The sequence below is a fragment of the Flavobacterium sp. SM2513 genome (assembly GCF_050908145.1).
GTDB lineage: Bacteria > Bacteroidota > Bacteroidia > Flavobacteriales > Flavobacteriaceae > Flavobacterium.
Genome location: NZ_CP194228.1, coordinates 3,777,501 through 3,798,136 on the forward strand (window position 1 = coordinate 3,777,501; position 20,636 = coordinate 3,798,136).

Genomic DNA, 20,636 nt, shown 5'->3' on the forward strand with positions numbered 1-20,636 from the left:
TCTGTTTTATTACTTTTTTTTTTAAATCAACAGCGAAAAGAGTAAAGTAAGTCTAACTTACTTCGTTATTATTGCGTCTTTCTCTAGAAAGGAGGTGTTCCAGCCGCACCTTCCGGTACGGCTACCTTGTTACGACTTAGCCCTAGTTACCAGTTTTACCCTAGGCAGCTCCTTGCGGTCACCGACTTCAGGCACCCCCAGCTTCCATGGCTTGACGGGCGGTGTGTACAAGGCCCGGGAACGTATTCACCGGATCATGGCTGATATCCGATTACTAGCGATTCCAGCTTCACGGAGTCGAGTTGCAGACTCCGATCCGAACTGAGAACGGTTTTGTAGATTCGCTCCTGGTCACCCAGTGGCTGCTCTCTGTACCGTCCATTGTAGCACGTGTGTAGCCCAAGGCGTAAGGGCCGTGATGATTTGACGTCATCCCCACCTTCCTCACAGTTTGCACTGGCAGTCTTGTTAGAGTTCCCGACATGACTCGCTGGCAACTAACAACAGGGGTTGCGCTCGTTATAGGACTTAACCTGACACCTCACGGCACGAGCTGACGACAACCATGCAGCACCTTGTAAATTGTCTTGCGAAAAGTCTGTTTCCAAACCGGTCAATCTACATTTAAGCCTTGGTAAGGTTCCTCGCGTATCATCGAATTAAACCACATGCTCCACCGCTTGTGCGGGCCCCCGTCAATTCCTTTGAGTTTCAAACTTGCGTTCGTACTCCCCAGGTGGGATACTTATCACTTTCGCTTAGCCACTGAACTTGCGCCCAACAGCTAGTATCCATCGTTTACGGCGTGGACTACCAGGGTATCTAATCCTGTTCGCTCCCCACGCTTTCGTCCATCAGCGTCAATCAATTAGTAGTAACCTGCCTTCGCAATTGGTATTCCATGTAATATCTAAGCATTTCACCGCTACACTACATATTCTAGTTACTTCCTAATAATTCAAGCCTAGTAGTATCAATGGCCGTTTCCCCGTTGAGCGGGGAGATTTCACCACTGACTTGCTAGGCCGCCTACGGACCCTTTAAACCCAATGATTCCGGATAACGCTTGGATCCTCCGTATTACCGCGGCTGCTGGCACGGAGTTAGCCGATCCTTATTCTTACAGTACCGTCAATCTACTTCACGAAGTAGGGTTTCTTCCTGTACAAAAGCAGTTTACAATCCATAGGACCGTCATCCTGCACGCGGCATGGCTGGTTCAGAGTTGCCTCCATTGACCAATATTCCTCACTGCTGCCTCCCGTAGGAGTCTGGTCCGTGTCTCAGTACCAGTGTGGGGGATCTCCCTCTCAGGACCCCTACCCATCGTTGCCTTGGTAAGCCGTTACCTTACCAACTAGCTAATGGGACGCATGCTCATCTTTCACCGTTGTGACTTTAATATCATGTTGATGCCAACTCGATATACTATGAGGTATTAATCCAAATTTCTCTGGGCTATCCCTCTGTGAAAGGTAGATTGCATACGCGTTACGCACCCGTGCGCCGGTCTCTAGAGAGCAAGCTCTCTATACCCCTCGACTTGCATGTGTTAAGCCTGCCGCTAGCGTTCATCCTGAGCCAGGATCAAACTCTTCATCGTATATTGTGTGAGACTTAATAAATCAAGCCTCTAATTGTTGACGAATTTCTAACTCGTAAATCTTAACGATTTACCTTACTCTTTTTTTCTTTGTTCTGAGAATCTCTTCTCAAAACGGCTGTCAATTCAATATGTCTATGAACGTGTCATTCTTGTTTTCGTTTCGTTTTTCACTTAGCGTGTTTCTCGAAGCGGGTGCAAAAGTACATCTTATTTTTAATCTGGCAAGCTTTTTTTGAAGTTTTTTTGAAAACTTTCGCTTCCCTTTTTCTTCTCTATTACTTACTCAATCTCTCAATGAACATCCTCTCTTGCGGGGTGCAAAGGTAAATCCTTCTTTTATTTCTGGCAAGCCTTTTTGAAAATATTTTTAAGCTTATTCTCTCCAATTCTTAACCTCAAAATGTCTGATGAACTTTGCCTTGTTAGCGGGTGCAAAACTAATACTTCTTTTCTCATCTCGCAAATTTATTTTTAGATTATTTCTAATCCTTTTCTTGAGGGGGAATGTCAGTATTTGTATGAACTTGCGCCTTATTGCGGGTGCAAAAGTAACACTTCTTTTCTCTTATACAAGCGTCTTTGTAAAGTAATTGTAAAGTATTTTTTAATTGGTTAAAAGTGTGGGGTTTGAGAATGACTTTTTTTTGTTTCTCCTAGTAATTGCTGTGTGTTTGGGAGTATTTGTTTGATTTAATGCTTCTCCTATATATAGGTATGGCTCTTGTTGGTGTTCTAATTATTTTTCTTATCTTTGGTTTGTATTGTTTCCAGGACTATCGGGGGCATTTATAGGAATAAGCTTAATTTGGTTGTGATTCAATCTTGGGTAATTGCAAATGCTTGTTTCTTTTGGGGTATCACCTGTTTAAACTCCTTTTATATTATCCTTATATACGGTTATCATACGGCACATATACGGCACATATACGGCACTCATACGGCACATCCCTAAAGCAAAGCTACTGTACGCATGGAGTAAATATGGAGTTAAGCAGTAGAAAATCTTGAGTAAACCCACTAAAAATGGGAATTTATACTGAAACGGTGAGCCATTGGTGGATTTAAAGTAAGAATTCTATGTGGTCTGCTCCTTTTAAATCTTCAGGAATCCTTTTGTACTTTATCTATAAATCCTGCAGTTTTAATTACTGATGTAACCGTTCCGGCGTCAAGGTGACAGATTGATGTCAATATATTAGATTGAAAGATTGAGGGATTTTCATATTAGAATTTTCTCGAGTTGTAAATTTGTATGTTAGGGAGTAGATTATATATAGCTAAAACCACACAAAAAGTTAAAGCAAAAATAGAATTAAAAATTTTTACTACCTTTGTTATATGCAGAAAAAGTTACACACTTATATCACACTACTCCTACTCGGCGCTTTCTTGGTGCCAAGTATGTCGTTTGCATGTGGAATTTCGGCTAAAAAAGCGTGTTGTAAAAAAGAGATGTCTGCTAAATCTGAAAAGAAAAAGTGTTGCGAAGAGAGTCCTTCTAAAAAGGAACACAAAGGTTGTGAAGGTAAATGTGGCCACTCCAATTGTACCTCCGCATCTGTAAGCTCTATTTTTGCGATTTTCGATGAGTCAATATTTAGCACCAATTCGTTTGACTTTTCAAATGAGAGACCGTCTTTTTATGATTCAAAAACCTTTATTTCGTCCGGGTTTTCATCCTTATGGCTTATTCCTAAAATAGGCTAATTTTATTTAGTGACAGCTACACTTGTATCCACTTTGTAGTCATCGCTTTCCCTTTTTGACAACTTATCGGAGACCTACCCTCTATTTTTACATGGGTTCCTTAATTCAATTCGTTGTTTTAATCAAAAAAATATTATTCTAAAAATATTATTCTGGAGGAATCTTTCTTCTGGATATAAAATTCTACAAATGAAAAACTCAATAACCACTATAATGGCAACAATTGCTTTGTTGCTGTCCTTTGCAGTAAGTACTGCACAATTAAAAAATGAAAAAACGGCAACTGTAAAGATTTATGGAAACTGTGGTATGTGTGAAAAAACCATTGAAAAGGCAGGAACCTTGAAAAAGGTTGCTACCGTAGATTGGAACAAAGACACCAAAATGGCGACACTTACCTATGATTCAAAAAAAACGACCCAAGATGAAATCCTTAAACGAATAGCTTTAGCCGGTTATGATTCTGATGCTTTTTTAGCCCCAGACGATACCTATGCAAACTTACACGGCTGTTGCCAATATGAAAGAATTGCTCTAGGTGCAAAGAAGGAAATGACAATGGTGCATACCTCTGAAATTAAAGCAGAATCGTTTGTGCAGCAAATTGCTCCGTTGCAGCTGGTATACAATCACTATTTTGAATTGAAAGATGCGTTGGTTCAAACTGATGGTGGCTTAGCATCTACAAAAGCAGCGGCATTACTTTCAGCCATTAACATCGTGAAAATGGACGCTTTAGAAATGAACGTTCATATGGTTTGGATGAAGGTCTTAGCTGACTTAAAAAAAGAGGCTCAATCTATTTCAGCAACTAAGGACACTAAAAAACAGCGCGGTGATTTTGACTCGCTTTCTGAGAATATGTACAAACTAATGAAAGTCTCTCCACAAGATACTCCTGTATTCTATCAACGTTGCCCAATGGCCAATGATGGTAAAGGTGCCAACTGGTTGAGTAAAGACAGCACCGTTAAAAATCCTTACTACGGTTCGATGATGTTAAGTTGTGGAAAAACGGTGGAAACGCTAAAATAAAAGGGTATAAGACTTTTGGAAATATCCAACCTTATCAAAGAGTGTTGGATATTCAAAGGCTTCTTTAAAATTAAAAAAACAATAAATTTAAGAAATCAAATGAAAACATTATATAACAAATCGTTTCTAATCGTTGCCTTTTTCACCTTATTATCTAGCATTAGTACTGCACAAATTTCAAAAGCTGAAATCATTGCTACTGGATTGACCTGTTCGATGTGTTCCAATGCTATTTTCAAACAGTTGCAATCGCTTCCTGATGCTGCCAATGTAGCAACTGATTTGAATACGAATACTTTTACCGTTACACTAAAAAATGGCAGTACGTTAACTCCATCTGCTTTCAAAGCAAGTGTTGAAAAAGCGGGCTTTTTTATTGGTTCGCTTGTTTTGACCGTGGATGCTAAAACAGTTCAAAAAAGCCCCTACATCCTTCTAAAAGGCGCTTCAAATAATCAAAAAGAAGTTCAAATTCAAGTTTTGGATAAAGGCTATGTGACGGACAAGGAATTTAAGAAACTGTCTAAATCGTTAAAAAACATCGTAACGTTTAACACTAGTAATGAGGATGATTTTCATATTAAAATTGTCAACTAATGAAGCGTTTTATAGTACTTCTGAGCATTTTCATTTTTCAAAAAGGGATTGGCCAGGAATTGTTTTTGGTCACCGACCCTGCTAGTAATGTTCCTGCAAATTCTTTAGGGGTGAATGTATTGCAGTCGCTGTTTAAAGAGGAATATAAATCGGGTTATAACTATCATTTGATGCCTGAAGTGAGTTATGGACTCAACCGGAATCTAATGTTTAGAGCCACTGCTTTTATCAGCAATCGAAATTCTGCTTTAGTTACTGAAGGCGGAAGTTTTTACACCAAGTACCGCTTTTACTCTTCAGACGACTTGAACAGTCATTTTCGTATGGCGGCTTTTGGACGTTATAGTTTTAATAATGCTGCTATTCATCAAGAGCAAATTGAAATTATGGGTCATAATACTGGTTTTGAAACGGGGATTGTAGCAACCACCTTGCTTAAGAAATTGGCCATCAGTTCGACGGTTAGTTTTGAAAAAGCGTTTGACAACACGTCCAATAATCCGTTTCCAGAAGGTTTGGGCGATAATGCGACTAATTATACGTTGTCCTTTGGCAAATTGGTTTATCCGAAAAAATACACAAGTTTTAAGCAAACCAATATTAACTTGATGCTCGAATTTGTGGGACAAACGATTAATGAAAATGGCAAGTCCTATATCGATGCTGTTCCTGTAGTTCAGTTTATATTTAACAGTCAAGGGCGATTGGATTTGGGCTACCGGCATCAACTCATGAGTTCGATGACGCGATCAGCACCTAATGGTTTTTACTTTAATTTATATTATACTTTTTTTAATATATAACCATCGAATCAAGCATATAACAAAAAAACATATAAAATGAAAAAATCAATTTTAAAAATAATGGTAGCAGTTGTAGTATTGCTATCCACTGCAATGAATGCACAAATTAAAAATGCAAAAACAGAAGAAGTGAAAATCTTTGGAAACTGTGGAATGTGCAAAAAAACAATAGAAAAAGCAGGAAACGAGGCAGACTTTGCAAAAGTAGATTGGAATAAAGAAACGAAAGTGGCCACCTTAACTTACGACGAAACGAAGACCAACAAAGAGGAAATACTGAAACGCATCGCTAAAGCCGGATACGACTCCGCACTTTTCAAAGCAAAAACTGACGATTACGACAACCTTCACGGCTGTTGTCAGTATGATAGAGAATAAAATGCTTTACTAAGTAATAATGAACCTATTCTTCCAATTCACAAAAATGGTTGGAGGATGATTTGAAAAACAGTTGGTATTGAACCAACACGTTTTTCAGGGGTTATAATGTCGCATTCAAATGTTAAATAAAATAATAAAATATTTCCTAGAAAACAAATTAGTAACTGGACTTATATTTATAGTTATAATTGTTTGGGGTATTGCCACGTCTCCTTTTAATTGGAAAATACCTTTTATTCCATCAGATTCCGTTGCAGTAGACGCTATCCCTGATATTGGTGAGAACCAACAAATTGTTTTTACACAGTGGCAAGGTAGGTCACCTCAAGACATTGAAGACCAAATATCTTATCCATTAACCACCTATTTACTTGGAATCCCAGGTGTAAAGTCGGTTCGAAGTAATTCCATTTTTGGTTTCTCTAGTATCTACATCATATTTGACGATGACATTGAATTTTATTGGTCACGCTCTAGAATTCTTGAAAAACTAAATTCATTGCCTAATAGTCTTTTACCTGAAAATGTAAAACCGTCGTTAGGTCCTGATGCAACCGCTTTAGGCCAAGTGTATTGGTACACTATTGAAGGTAGAGATAAAGACGGCAACCCGACCGGTGGTTGGGATTTGCAAGAAATTAGAACCGCTCAAGATTTCTATATAAAGTACGGTCTAAATGCTGTGAAAGGTGTTTCTGAAGTTGCCTCAATTGGTGGTTTCGTTAAAGAATATCAAGTAGATGTGAATCCAGATGCATTGAAAGCTTACAATATAAGTTTGATGCAGGTAATGACTGCCGTGCAAAAATCTAATAAAGATGTTGGCGCAAAAACAATTGAAATCAACCAAGCCGAATATTTAGTTAGAGGTCTTGGTTATGTAAAAAAGGTAGAAGACATTGAACTCGCAGTCGTGGCTGTGAAAGACAATGTACCCATTCGTATAAAAGACATTGGTGTAGTTGCATTAGGTCCCGAAACCAGAAGAGGTATTTTAGATAAAGGAGGCGCTGAAGCAGTAGGTGGTGTTGTAATTGCTCGTTATGGCTCCAATCCATTAGAAGTAATCAATGGAGTCAAAACTAAAATTAATGAAATTGCATCCGGATTGCCTAAAAAAACATTGGCAAATGGTGTCGTAAGCCAATTAACAATTATTCCCTTTTACGACCGTACGGATTTAATTCACGAGACAATAGGTACTTTAGAAACTGCTCTTTCTCATGAAGTTTTAATTAGTATCATTGTTGTTTTGCTTTTGGTTTTAAATTTACGAGCTTCTTTAATTATCTCGAGTTTACTGCCTGTTGGAGTATTGTTGACTTTTATAGTTATGCGATATGCGGGTGTAGATGCGAATGTAGTAGCTCTATCAGGAATTGCTATTGCTATTGGAGTCATGGTGGATGTTGGAATTATTTTTGTCGAAAACATTATTCGGCATCTAGAAATGCCAGAGAATCACGGTGCAAAAGGAGCAAAATTAATGCACGTGATTTATGAAGCTACCACTGAAGTCGTTTCCGCTATTTCCACTGCTTTAGCTACAACAGTGGTGAGTTTTATTCCCGTTTTTGCAATGGAGTCTGCCGAAGGTAAATTGTTTAGACCTTTAGCTTTTACTAAAACTTTCGCTTTGTTGGGTGCTTTTGTATTAGGTTTAGTCGTTCTGCCTTCCTTAGCAAACTATATTTTTGGAATCGATTTTGATAAAAAAAGAGTAAAACGTTTTTGGGGTTATGTGTTTATTTCTGGTGGAATTCTATTAAGTATTTATTTCAAAATTTGGCTTCCATTAGCATTAATTTTAATGGGTTTCTATGATATTTTCAATCATAAAATTTCTGAAAAATTCCAAACCTATACCAAACATTTTAATTTAGTAATGGTCTTATTTATTGTCTCTTTTTTCCTATCGGAAGAATGGATGCCATTAGGTCCACAAATAAGTTTACTGGGTAATTATATATTTGTAATCGTTCTTTTAGGAATAATACTGTCAGCACTTTTAGCGATTGTGAGTTCTTATGAAAGAGTGCTTCGCTGGTGTTTAGAAAACAAAGGTAAATTTATGCTTTTACCAATTGTAACCTTACTATTTGGACTTTTAGTATGGATAGGTTTTGACAGTACTTTTGGTTTTGTGGCAAAAGGTTTTGATAAATTAGGGTATAATATTAGAGATTCTAAAGCTTGGTCCGTTCCCTCTCACACTTTTCCAGGAATAGGTTCTGAATTTATGCCAACGCTGAATGAGGGAAGTTATTTATTAATGCCCACTTCAATGCCTCATTCTGGTGTAGAACAAAATAGAAAAGTTATTGGTCAACTCGACATGATTTTAAATCATATTCCTGAAGTGGATATGGCGGTTGGAAAATTAGGACGCGTGGAAAGTGCTTTAGACCCTGCACCTATTTCTATGTATGAGAATATTATCAATTACAAACCCGAATTTATTTTGGATGCCGATGGACACCGCATGCGATTCAAAACAGACAATAAAAATCGTTTTATTACCAAATCCGGAGATAGTTTAACACATGAACAAGCTTTAAAACAAGCCATTTCTATTAAGAATCTTATTCCAGATGATGATGGTTCTTTTTATAGAAATTGGCGTGACATCATTAAATCACCCGATGATATTTGGAATGAAATTGTAAAAGCTTCAAAAATACCAGGAGTGACGTCTGCTCCAAAATTGCAACCTATTGAAACGCGTTTAGTAATGCTTCAAACAGGAATGCGAGCTCCTATGGGTATTAAAGTTTTTGGTCCCGATTTAAAAACTATTGAAGAATTTGGATTAGAGCTTGAAGCAATACTTAAAGAAGTGCCTTCTGTTAAAAAAGAAGCGGTCTTTGCTGATAGAATTGTTGGAAAACCCTATTTACACTTAAACATCGACCGAGAAAAAATTGCTCGTTTTGGTTTAAATGTAGAAGATATTCAACAAACCATAGAAACCGCTATTGGTGGAATGAAAATAGCATCAACTGTAGAAGGAAGAGAACGTTATGGCATTCGTGTACGGTATCCCAGAGAATTAAGAGACAGCCCAGAAGCACTAGCTAAAATTTTAGTGGCGACTCCTACTGGTGCACAAATTCCATTAGGTCAATTGGTGCAATTTGAATATAAAAAAGGACCACAAGCGATTAAGAGTGAAGATACCTTTCTAGTGGGTTTTGTTTTATTTGATAAAAATAACACTTATGCTGAAGTCGATGTCGTGAATGATGCGCAAAAAGCAATACAAGCTAAAATTGATTCGGGCGAATTAGTAGTTCCACAGGGAATTAACTACAAGTTTTCGGGAAGTTACGAAAATCAAATTCGAGCAATGAAACGACTTTCTATTGTAATTCCTATTTGTTTAGTAGTGATTTTCTTATTGCTCTACTTCCAGTTTAAAACTATTATCGCATCCTCGATACATTTCTCAGGAGTATTTGTCGCGTTTGCAGGTGGTTTCATTATGCTTTGGTTGTACAGTCAGCCTTGGTTTATGAATTTTGCCGTTGCCGACGTAAATATGCGCGATTTATTCCAAATACAGACCATCAATTTAAGTGTCGCAGTTTGGGTAGGATTTATTGCCTTATTCGGAATTGCAACAGATGATGGTGTAATTATGGGAACGTACATTCATCAAGTCTTTGAAGAGAGAAATCCACAGACGGTTACAGAAGTCAGAGAAGCGCTAGTTGAAGCGGGTAAAAAACGAGTAAGACCTGCCATGATGACTGCCGCAGTAGCAATTATTGCTCTACTTCCTGTATTAACCTCAACGGGCAAAGGTTCTGATATTATGATACCAATGGCAATACCCACTTTTGGTGGAATGACCATTCAAATCATGACCATGTTTGTAGTGCCCGTGCTACAGTCTTTTTGGAGAGAAACAGTTATTAAAAATAAAGAAAAAAGAAATGCGTAAACTACTAATTATATTCATTTTGTTTTTTGCTTTCAATGCAAAAGGGCAATCGATAAACGATTATTTTGTAATTGCGGCTGAAAACAATCCAGAGTTAAAAGCAAAGTATAAAGAGTTTGAAGCTTCGATGCAAAAAATACCACAAGTGAGCTCTTTGCCCGACCCAAACCTCTCAATGGGCTATTTTATTTCTCCAGTTGAGACGAGACTTGGACCTCAAAACTTGCGATTCTCCTTATCGCAAATGTTTCCATGGTTCGGAACCTTAAAAGCACAAAAAAATGCGGCAACTTTAATGGCAGAAAGTAAGTACCAAGCTTTTTTAAATACCAAGAATCAATTATTCTATCAAGTGGCAACGGTTTATTATCCTTTATATGAATTGGGCAAACTTAAAAATATCGAACAAGATAATATCAAAATTTTAGAATCGTATAAGAATATTGCCAATGCAAAATTTGAAAACGGAAAAGGAAACTTGGTCGATGTTTTACGTGTAGATATTATGATAAAGGATGCGGAAACAAATCTAGAAATTTTAAATAAAAAAGAACCAGCACTCACCTCTTGGCTCAACAGTATTTTAAATCGAAAGTACGATAAAAAAATAGTGGTGGCTCAAGAAATGGAAGTAATGGAGTTGCCGTTTCAATACCGAAAAGATTCTATTGGTACAAATCCATTGTTGCAAGAATTAGAACTTAAAAAACAAGCTTCGGAAGCCGCGATTGAAGTTGCTAGAAAACAAGGATTGCCTAAATTAGGTTTGGGACTGGATTATGTAGTAGTTGGAAAAGGGATGAATAATTTACCTGATTCTGGTAAAGATGTAATTATGCCGATGGTCACTTTTAGCTTGCCCATTTTTAGAAAAAAATACACTGCGGCAGCAAACGAAGCGAAATTGATGCAAGAAAGTTATTCGTTGCAAAAAGAAGCCTTTGAAAATAAATTGAACGGAACGTACTATAAACTTTCTTTTGAATTAGAAAGAGAACGTGATTTATTAAAACTATATGAAGGTCAAGTTACCACACTTTCTAAAAGTTTAAATCTCCTGTTCTCCTATTACAGCAATGCAAACAAAGATTTTGAAGAGGTATTGCGAATGCAACAAGAACTTTTAAAGTACCAAAAATTGCAACTTTCCAGCATAAGCACATTTTACCTAAAATTAGCTGAATTAGATTATTTAACAGCAAAACAATTTTAATCATGAACATAGATAAAAAAACAAAAATAGTAGCATTAATCACCTTACTTATAGGCGTTTTACTTGGAGCTTTACTCTTTGGAGGAGGAAATACTAAAGAAGAAGTTCAACAAACGGAAGTAGCTTCAAAAGTAGAAGTGTGGACTTGTTCTATGCATCCACAAATTAGGCAGCCAGAACCTGGTGATTGTCCTATTTGTGGTATGGATTTAATTCCATTAGCGTCTGACAATGATGCCGCTGACCCTGATGCCATAAGTATGTCAGAATCAGCAATGATTATCGCCGGAATTTCTACTTATAAAGTTGGAAATTCAGATGGAGTCAAGGACATTTCTTTAAATGGTAAAATTGAAGTAAATGAGAAAACCGTGTACAGCCAATCGTCCCATATTCCTGGACGTATTGAAAAAATTCAAGTTACTTTCGTTGGCGAATATGTTAAAAAAGGACAAGTCGTGGCGTATGTTTATTCACCTGAATTAGCGAGTTCACAACAAGAACTTATTGAGGCTTATAGTGTCAAAGACATTCAGCCTCAATTACTCGAGTCCGTAAAAACGAAATTAAGAAATTGGAAAGTATCCGATGCAACGATAAACAAAATCATTTCAACAGGAAAAACGCAAGACAGGTTTCCCATTTATGCTGATGTTTCAGGCTATGTGATTAAGAAAAATGTGGAGCTAGGTGATTATCTGCAAAAGGGACAAACTTTATATGAAGTTGCCGATTTATCCAACGTTTGGGTGCTTTTTGAAATATATGAATCTGATTTGACTTGGATTAAAAAAGGGGATAAAGTAAATTATACCATTGCTTCTTTCCCGGGTGAAAACTTTTCTGGCACTATTGCTTTTATTGACCCATTTATAAACGCAGTAACAAGAATCGCAAAAGCACGAGTTGAAGTTGCAAATAAAGGATTAAAATTCAAGCCTGAAATGTTTGTGTCGGGAACGGTAAAAACCAAAATAGACCGTAAAGAGTCAACAATAAGTGTCCCTAAGACTGCGGTAATGTGGACTGGAAAGCGCTCTATCGTTTACATAAAAAACGAATCTGAAAAAGGCATTTCTTTCAAATTAAGAGAAGTCACTCTAGGACCCTTGTTAAGAAATGAATACATCATAGAACAAGGTTTAGAAATTGGTGAAGAAATAGTGGCTAATGGTACCTTCAATGTAGATGCCGCTGCACAATTAGCCGGTAAACCGAGTATGATGAATTTGGAAGGTGGAAAAGCAAATACGGGTCACAATCATGGAGAGGAATCAACAATGTCCATGAGTGATGATAAAAAAGTAATATTAAAAGCAGATAAAACTACTATTAGTTCGGAAGCTAAAAAAGATTTACAACCATTATATAAAAATTATTTTGACTATAAAGATGCCTTAACAAAAGACGATTTTAATTCGGCTAAAAAAGCCTTGTTGGAATTTGAAAAATCTTTTAATAAAATTAACATGAGTGTTTTTAAAGGCGAATCTCATATTGTATGGATGAGTTATCAAACCGAGCTGAAGAAGCAGACGCTTCATGCTACACATATAAAGAACATTCAAGAAATAAGAATGTCTTTTGAACCTATATCTAATGTAATGATAGCAATGACAAAAGCTTTTCATCCATTAAACGAAAGCGCTTACGTTCAATTTTGCCCTATGGCAAATAGCGATAAGGGTGCCAATTGGTTGAGCAAAGAAAACAAGGTAGTAAACCCCTATTTTGGTGCATCGATGCTGAAATGTGGAGAGGTAAAAGAAACAATTAAGTAAATAGATTAATATTCAATAAATTTTATATATCATGAAAAAAGTAATCGGAATTTTAGCAGTAGCGTTAATCAGTACAACAATTTCTTGTAAAGAAAACGCAAAACAAGAAGATGAAAACCAAGAGACCATGGAAAACACGATGCCAAATGAATCGCACGAGGGGCACGACCATTCTTCAGGTACGGAGTCTACTCAAAGAGAAATAAAACAGAGCAGTACAAAAAATGCAGAAACCGCAGCGATAATAGATGCTTATTTTGAAATTAAAAATGGATTAGTAGCAGACAGTAAAGAGCATACCGCCAAAGGTGGCACTGCCTTTTTAGCTGCAATTTCAAAGTTTGATATGTCAATGGTACCAGAAAACGCGCATAAAGAATATATGGAAATTCAAGAAAGTGCGAAAGAGCATGCCGAACACATTTTAAAAAGTGATATCGACCATCAAAGAGAACATTTTGAAGCATTAAACACCGACATCACGGATTTAGTAGCACTTCTTGGAACAGACAAAGTAATCTACCAAGATTTTTGCCCTATGGCAAACAACAATAAAGGTGCACTCTGGTTGAGCGAAGTAAAAGAGATTAAAAATCCCTATTTCGGTTCAAAAATGCTAACCTGTGGAAGTGTTAAAAAGCAAATTAACTAAATGAAAAATTTTAAAATCATCTTACTGATTTTAGCGGTTGTGTTTGTGGGAATTCAGTTTATTCCCACAAAACGCAACCAAAGTATTGCTGTACCTCATACTGATTTTATGGTGGTTAATATTGTCCCTGAAAATGTTTCGAATATCCTAAAAACGTCTTGTTACGACTGTCATAGCAACAACACGTATTATCCGTGGTATAATAAAATACAACCTGTTGCTTGGTTTTTAGAAAATCATATCGAGGAAGGAAAAGCAGAACTAAATTTTAGTGAATGGGAAAACTATTCTGACCGAAGAAAAAGAAGTAAATTAAAATCAATTGTAAGCCAAATTGAAGACGATAAAATGCCTCTTACATCATATGCATTAATCCATAAAGATGCAAAGCTTACTACCAAACAAAAAGTGGAAGTTATAGAATGGATAAACTCGACCCTAACAACAAATACAAAATGATGAACTTATACATTAAAAATATGGTGTGCCATCGCTGTATCCTTGCTGTTACTTCAGAGTTAGAAACACTTGGACTTGCTTATATTGCCGTAGAGATGGGTGAAATAATTTTCAGAAACACCATAACTACAGCAGAAAAAGAAGTACTCACCAATCGACTTGAAGGCTTTGGCTTTGAAGTCTTAAATGATGCTAACAGTAAAACGATAGAGAAAATTAAAAGCATTCTTATTGATTTGATTCAAAATAAGCACAACGACATATCCACTACCCTTTCAGAATACCTCCAGGAAAAAGCACATCAAGACTACAGTAAACTAAGCAATTTATTTTCTCAAATTGAAGGAATCAGTATTGAAAAATATTTTATCCATTTAAAAATTGAAAAAGTAAAAGAATTAATCGTGTATGATGAACTATCACTTAGTGAAATTGCAAATCACTTAAACTACAGCAGCGTTTCTCACCTTAGCCATCAGTTTAAGAAAATAACAGGTTTTTCTCCAACCTATTTCAAAAATAATAAAGGAATAAGACGAATTGAACTGGACCAATTATAGAATTGTACAAATCATAACCATAATTATACAAGCTATTTGGGTATAAGTTGTCGAAATTTGTACTGAACAAAATTTTAAAATCATGAAACATACTTATACTGTTACCGGAATGACTTGTTCTGGATGCGAAGCAAAGGTAAAAGCAGATTTATCCAAAACTGAAAATATAACGGAAGTATACGTTTCCAAAGACGATAAACAAGCAATAGTAACGATGTCTAAACACGTAGAACTTTCGGTTTTACAAAATGCATTAGGAGGAAAAGATAGTAAATATCAAATTTCACTACCCAGTGCTGATACTTCAACTGAAATAAAACCACCAAGTTGTTGTTCTTCCAAAGCAAAAGACCACACCCACAAAAAAATTAATCACCCACATCAAGCGGGAACCTATTATTGTCCGATGCATTGTGAAGGCGATAAAGAATATGACAAACCAGGAGATTGTCCCGTATGCGGAATGGATTTGGTACAAGAACAAAAATTAAGTAGCTGGAATTCACAACAATGGACTTGTCCGATGCACCCCGAAATTATCAGAGATGAACCTGGAGCATGTCCTATTTGTGGGATGGATTTGGTGCCGATGGAACCTGATAGTTCAGCGGAAGAGAAAACCTATAAAAAATTACTGAAGAAATTATGGATTGCCGCAATTTTTACTTTCCCCATTTTTTTAATGGCTATGAGTGAAATGATTCCAAACAATCCATTGTATACTTTGATGGAGCAAAAATACTGGAATTGGGTCCAGTTTGCTTTGTCTATTCCAGTTGTGTTTTATGCAACGTGGATGTTTTTTGAACGTGCCTATAAAAGTATCAAGACCTGGAATCTCAATATGTTTACATTAATTGGAATTGGCGCTGGAGCCGCTTTTCTTTTCAGTGTTTTTGGAATGTTGTTTCCAGATATTTTCCCAGAACAATTTAAATCGCATACTGGAGCAGTTCATGTTTATTTTGAAGCTGCCACGGTGATTTTGACTTTAGTCTTATTAGGACAGGTATTGGAAGCAAGAGCACACAGCAAAACAAATTCCGCAGTTAAAGAATTATTAAAACTCGCACCAAATCGAGCCATTAGAGTTAAAGACGGCATAGAAGAAGAAGTAACGATTGAACAGATTGTAATTGGTGACATTCTGCGTGTAAAACCTGGCGAAAAAATTCCCGTGGATGGTGCCATTACAGAAGGTGAGACCTCTGTAGATGAATCAATGATTACCGGTGAACCAATTCCCGTAACCAAATCAATAGGTGATAAAGTAAGCAGCGGAACCATCAATGGTAACCAATCCTTTTTAATGAAAGCAGAAAAAGTGGGGTCAGATACGTTACTTTCTCAAATTGTAGAAATGGTGAATAACGCCAGTCGCAGTCGTGCTCCAATCCAGAAATTAGCCGATACCGTTTCGGGTTATTTTGTGCCAATTGTTGTACTAATTTCTGTTATCACATTCATCGTTTGGGCAATCTTTGGTCCACAACCGGTTTACGTTTATGCCTTTGTAAATGCGATTGCAGTGCTTATTATTGCCTGTCCATGTGCTCTAGGATTAGCAACACCAATGTCTGTAATGGTCGGTGTTGGTAAAGGTGCTCAAAATGGGGTGCTTATTAAAAATGCAGAAGCTTTAGAAAAAATGGATAAGGTGGACACTTTAATCATTGATAAAACAGGAACTATTACCGAGGGAAAACCAACCGTTGAAAAAATAGGAGTTTTCGGAGAGCAGTTTACAGAAAAAGAAGTTTTACAATTCATTGTTTCTTTGAATAAGAGGAGCGAACATCCCTTGGCAGATGCTACTGTAAAGTATGGAAAAGAGCAAAATATAGAAATTATTAACGCTGAAAATTTTAGTGCAGTTACAGGCAAAGGAGTTGAAGGGAAAGTCAACGGCAAAAAAGTCGATTTGGGAAATGCCAAGATGATGGAATATGCGAAGGCTGAAATCACTTCCGAAATGGAAACAGAAGCCCAGAATTTTCAGAAGCAGGGGAAAACAGTTTCGTACTTATCTGTAGAGGGGAAAGTTACTGGATATGTGGTTATTGGGGACAAAATAAAACCGACCAGTGCAAAAGCAATTAAAGAATTAATGGAAAAAGGTATTGATGTAATCATGCTTACTGGTGACAATCATGATACGGCACAAGCGGTCGCTAAAGAACTTAATCTTGTCCATTTTAAAGCCGGAATGTTACCCGAAGATAAATTGCAGGAAGTAGAAAAACTTCAGAAAAGTGGAAAAATCGTAGCAATGGCAGGAGATGGAATTAATGATGCACCTGCACTGGCAAAAAGTGATGTCGGTATCGCGATGGGTACCGGAACTGATGTTGCAATCGAAAGCGCGATGATTACTTTGGTGCAAGGCGATTTGCATGGAATTGTAAAAGCACGAAACTTAAGCGATGCTGTGATGAAGAATATCAAACAAAACTTATTTTTCGCATTAGGTTATAATATATTAGGAATTCCTATTGCTGCAGGAGTTTTGTTTCCTTTTTTCGGAATCCTTTTATCACCGATGATTGCAGCCTTGGCAATGAGTTTTAGTTCCGTGTCTGTGATTGCTAATTCATTACGTTTAAAAAACATTAATATTTAAATATAAAATTATGGAAAATTCAATGGACCACTCAAAAAGTAACGTTTACACAACTTTTGTATTAATGCTTGCGACCTCATTTGTAGCTATGTACATTACCATGTATCTCAATACCTACGAACTGGATCATCTGTATTTTAGCATGACGCGATTTTATATGGTATGTCTTGGAATCTCCGCGATGGCTTTGATCATGTTCTTTTTTATGCGAAAAATGTATAAGAATAAGCAGAAAAACCTTGGAATAATAGTGGGAAGTGTAGTTTTGTTTTTCGCTGCACTCGGTTTAGTTCGTACGCAAAGTCCTGTCGTAGGTGATGTATTGTGGTTGAAAGGAATGATACCCCACCACTCCATCGCCATACTAACAAGTGAACGTGCCGACATTAAAGACCCCGAAGTGCGGAAGTTGGCTGATGACATCATCGAAGCACAACGCAAAGAAATAGAAGAAATGAAAGTAATGATAAATAGATTAGAAAATGAAAAGTAAGAAGTTAATAACCGCACTTTTAGTATTGTTTATCGCGGCAACTGCGTTTGCGCAAAAAGTGGTTCGGTATGATTTACATGTTCGAGACACCATCGTAAATTTTTCTGGAAAAGAGAAACGAGCTATCGCTGTTAACGGGCAAATTCCTATGCCAACATTAACTTTTACAGAAGGTGATATTGCAGAAATTCATGTATACAATCACTTGAAAGAATCAACATCACTACACTGGCATGGATTATATCTGCCCAACAAAGAAGATGGTGTTCCTCATTTAACACAAATGCCTATTGAACCAGAGACCGAATTTGTATACAACTTTCCAATTATTCAAAATGGAACGCATTGGTACCACAGTCATTCAGGTTTGCAAGAACAAATAGGAATGTACGGCTCACTTATTCTAAAAAAGAAAAACGATGACCCTACTTTTAGAAAAGGTATTGACGATATACCACAAGTTCCGATTATTTTAAGCGAATGGACCAATTATAATCCCAAAAATGTACATCGATTGCTGCATAATGCTTCTGATTGGTTCGCCATTAAAAAGGGAACGACTCAAAGTTATTTTGAAGCCATAAAATCAGGGCATTTCAAAACGAAATTAACCAACGAATGGAAACGGATGTTGGCTATGGATGTTAGTGATATTTATTATGATAAATTTTTAATTAATGGTCAAAATGAAAGTCAGCTGTCGCAATTTAAAGCAGGCGATAAAGTAAGATTACGTATTTCTAATGGAGGAGCATCTTCCTATTTTTGGTTAAACTATGCCGGTGGAAAAATGACGGTCGTAGGAAATGACGGTAATGATGTCGAACCTGTAGAAGTGGACCGATTAATCATTGGCGTTTCCGAAACCTATGATGTTATTGTTACAATTCCAGATGAAAACACCTCGTATGAATTATTAGTGACTCCAGAAGATAGAACTAAATCAGCATCCATTTATATTGGTCAAGGAATCAAACAATTAATTAGTCCAATGCCAAAGTTAAAATATTTTGAGGGCATGCAGATGATGAATGACATGATGAACATGAACGGAACCATGAATGATATGGGCATGGCTATGTCCATGCAAAAGATGGATATGAATACGGTGATGTATCCGGAGGCCTCCCCTAACCCCTCCAAAGGAGGGGAACAAAAGGGAGACATGAAAATGAAAGATATGGATCATTCAAAAATGGACATGAAAGAAGATACTATGAAAATGGAAGGTATGGACCATTCAAAAATGGATATGAATTCAAAAAAAGATGGATTAGTTACCTTAAATTATGGCATGCTAAAATCACCTACTAAAACTACTCTTCCCGTAAATGCTCCTATTCGAGAAATTCGATTTGAATTAACAGGAAACATGAACCGTTATGTATGGAGCATGGATAATAAAGTATTATCTGAAACGGATAAAATTCTAATCAAAAAAGGAGAAATTGTTCGTATTACGTTGTACAATAATTCTATGATGCGTCACCCCATGCACTTACACGGCCATGATTTTAGAGTCCTTAATGGAAAAGGAGACTATTCACCATTAAAAAACGTACTGGATATCATGCCCATGGAAACAGATGTAATCGAGTTTGAAGCTAATGCTGATGGCGATTGGTTCTTCCATTGTCATATTTTATACCACATGATGGCAGGTATGAACCGCGTATTTAGTTATGAAAATTCGCAACCTAACCCCTATTTACCTAACAAAGCCGCAGCTTATAAAAAACTACAAGCAGAAAGTAACGAACTGCATTTCATGGCAGAAAATGATTTTGCTACTAACGGAAACGATGGACAAGCGATGTTGCAAAATGCCCGTTGGCAATTTGGAACCGAATGGCGATTGGGTTACAACGACCAACACGGTTACGAATCAGAAACGCATATTGGAAGATATATCGGTAGAAATCAATGGTTTATGCCATTCATTGGTCTTGATGCAAGATATAGAAAACTAGGACACAATGAAGTAGAAAAGAACCTATTCGGACAAAAGAGCACCAAGGACAAACGTATCCAAGTAAGTTTAGGATTCAACTACACACTACCTCTTTTAATTATTGCACAAGCAGAAGTCTACCATGATGGAAATGTACGATTTCAGTTGCAACGAGAAGACATTCCCCTTTCGCCAAGATTACGAATGGCTTTCATGGTGAATACGGATAAGGAATATATGGGCGGTTTAAAATATATTGTTGGAAAAAATGTAGGTATCACCACGCATTATGACAGCGATATGGGAATTGGTTTTGGTGTGAATTTGAATTATTAATAAATGAAGTTTAGTAAGCATCACAATGTTGTTTAAAAAACGAAACGCTTACCCTGACTAAAAAAACAAGTTTAAATTACGCTTTGCGCGAATAGAATGAAATCGCTTGGGTTGTACTTGCGATTCCGAAAGCATTCAGAAGAAGCAATCTCCAACCATTTTACTATACACACTGCAATCCCTTTGTCCCGAAAAAACGGAACAAAGGGATTTTCGTTACTAGGGGTCCCGAAGTTTCGAGATAATTTCAATCCATCAACTTCTTATTCTTTTTGAGGTTTCTTCAGAAACATTTCACACGCTATACAAATTCTTTACTCCTAATGTATCAATAAACCGCTATAAGCAAAAGTTCCGTTGACAGAGACTGGGCAGCTTTTTGTGTAAACGCTAATCAATACGAGGGCAAAAATGGTTTCCTGATAGTAAGTCACCGCTATTTCTTTCGCACACAGATAAAGATTAAGACAAAATAGGAATACCTTCTAAAAACAAAAAA

13 protein-coding genes, 1 tRNA gene, 1 rRNA gene and 1 pseudogene (1 of these 16 only partly in view) are annotated in these 20,636 nt (G+C 36.8%); 14 read left to right on the top strand and 2 right to left on the bottom strand.

Annotated elements, in window-relative coordinates; translation table 11 throughout:
• Position 1: transfer RNA gene (locus ACQ5J2_RS16205), tRNA-Ile, on the bottom strand; it reaches 73 nt to the left of the window's first position.
• Positions 2 to 87: 86 nt separating this feature from the next.
• Positions 88 to 1,603, bottom strand: a 16S ribosomal RNA gene (locus ACQ5J2_RS16210).
• 1,341 nt (positions 1,604 to 2,944) lie between these two features.
• Between ACQ5J2_RS16210 and ACQ5J2_RS16215 the strand changes: the two genes are divergently transcribed.
• The 14 genes and pseudogenes from ACQ5J2_RS16215 (at position 2,945) to ACQ5J2_RS16280 (ending at position 20,137) form a co-directional block, all read left to right on the top strand.
• Positions 2,945 to 3,313 (top strand): hypothetical protein, encoded by a 369-nt coding sequence (locus ACQ5J2_RS16215; protein ID WP_432671514.1) that lies wholly within the window; start codon positions 2,945 to 2,947, stop codon positions 3,311 to 3,313.
• A 189-nt stretch (positions 3,314 to 3,502) separates the two neighbouring features.
• Entirely contained in the window at positions 3,503 to 4,348 is an 846-nt protein-coding gene (locus ACQ5J2_RS16220; RefSeq protein ID WP_432671515.1) for a DUF3347 domain-containing protein, read from the top strand.
• Positions 4,349 to 4,447: 99 nt separating this feature from the next.
• Complete coding sequence (locus ACQ5J2_RS16225; RefSeq protein WP_432671516.1) at positions 4,448 to 4,945, top strand: heavy-metal-associated domain-containing protein; 498 nt, start codon at positions 4,448 to 4,450, stop codon at positions 4,943 to 4,945.
• Entirely contained in the window at positions 4,945 to 5,748 is an 804-nt protein-coding gene (locus ACQ5J2_RS16230) for a hypothetical protein (RefSeq protein ID WP_432671517.1), read from the top strand. The genes ACQ5J2_RS16225 and ACQ5J2_RS16230 overlap by 1 nt, the downstream gene beginning before the upstream one ends.
• Before the next feature lie 36 nt (positions 5,749 to 5,784).
• Positions 5,785 to 6,120 (top strand): annotated as a pseudogene (locus ACQ5J2_RS16235) (heavy-metal-associated domain-containing protein); the annotation flags it as partial.
• Positions 6,121 to 6,247: 127 nt separating this feature from the next.
• Positions 6,248 to 10,072: an efflux RND transporter permease subunit gene (locus ACQ5J2_RS16240; protein WP_432671518.1), complete on the top strand. Its 3,825-nt coding sequence runs from the start codon at positions 6,248 to 6,250 to the stop codon at positions 10,070 to 10,072.
• Positions 10,065 to 11,285, top strand: coding sequence for a TolC family protein (locus ACQ5J2_RS16245; RefSeq protein ID WP_432671519.1), 1,221 nt, complete (start codon positions 10,065 to 10,067; stop codon positions 11,283 to 11,285). Before ACQ5J2_RS16240 ends, ACQ5J2_RS16245 begins: the two co-directional genes overlap by 8 nt.
• A gap of 2 nt (positions 11,286 to 11,287) precedes the next feature.
• Positions 11,288 to 13,066 (top strand): efflux RND transporter periplasmic adaptor subunit, encoded by a 1,779-nt coding sequence (locus tag ACQ5J2_RS16250; RefSeq protein ID WP_432671520.1) that lies wholly within the window; start codon positions 11,288 to 11,290, stop codon positions 13,064 to 13,066.
• Positions 13,067 to 13,097: 31 nt separating this feature from the next.
• Positions 13,098 to 13,718, top strand: a complete 621-nt coding sequence (locus tag ACQ5J2_RS16255; RefSeq protein ID WP_432671521.1) for a DUF3347 domain-containing protein — start codon at positions 13,098 to 13,100, stop codon at positions 13,716 to 13,718.
• Positions 13,719 to 14,177 carry a heme-binding domain-containing protein gene (locus tag ACQ5J2_RS16260; RefSeq protein WP_432671522.1) on the top strand — a complete coding sequence of 153 codons (459 nt, stop codon included), beginning with the start codon at positions 13,719 to 13,721 and terminating at the stop codon, positions 14,175 to 14,177.
• Entirely contained in the window at positions 14,174 to 14,737 is a 564-nt protein-coding gene (locus ACQ5J2_RS16265) for a helix-turn-helix domain-containing protein (RefSeq protein WP_432673326.1), read from the top strand. Before ACQ5J2_RS16260 ends, ACQ5J2_RS16265 begins: the two co-directional genes overlap by 4 nt.
• Positions 14,738 to 14,819: 82 nt before the next feature.
• Complete coding sequence (locus tag ACQ5J2_RS16270; RefSeq protein WP_432671523.1) at positions 14,820 to 17,357, top strand: heavy metal translocating P-type ATPase; 2,538 nt, start codon at positions 14,820 to 14,822, stop codon at positions 17,355 to 17,357.
• A 10-nt stretch (positions 17,358 to 17,367) separates the two neighbouring features.
• The gene (locus tag ACQ5J2_RS16275; protein ID WP_432671524.1) at positions 17,368 to 17,850 is read left to right on the top strand and encodes a DUF305 domain-containing protein; all 483 of its coding nucleotides are present in this window, start codon (positions 17,368 to 17,370) and stop codon (positions 17,848 to 17,850) included.
• A complete protein-coding gene (locus ACQ5J2_RS16280; RefSeq protein WP_432671525.1) occupies positions 17,840 to 20,137 on the top strand; it encodes a multicopper oxidase domain-containing protein in 2,298 nt (765 codons plus the stop codon). Before ACQ5J2_RS16275 ends, ACQ5J2_RS16280 begins: the two co-directional genes overlap by 11 nt.
• Positions 20,138 to 20,636: the final 499 nt, after the last annotated feature.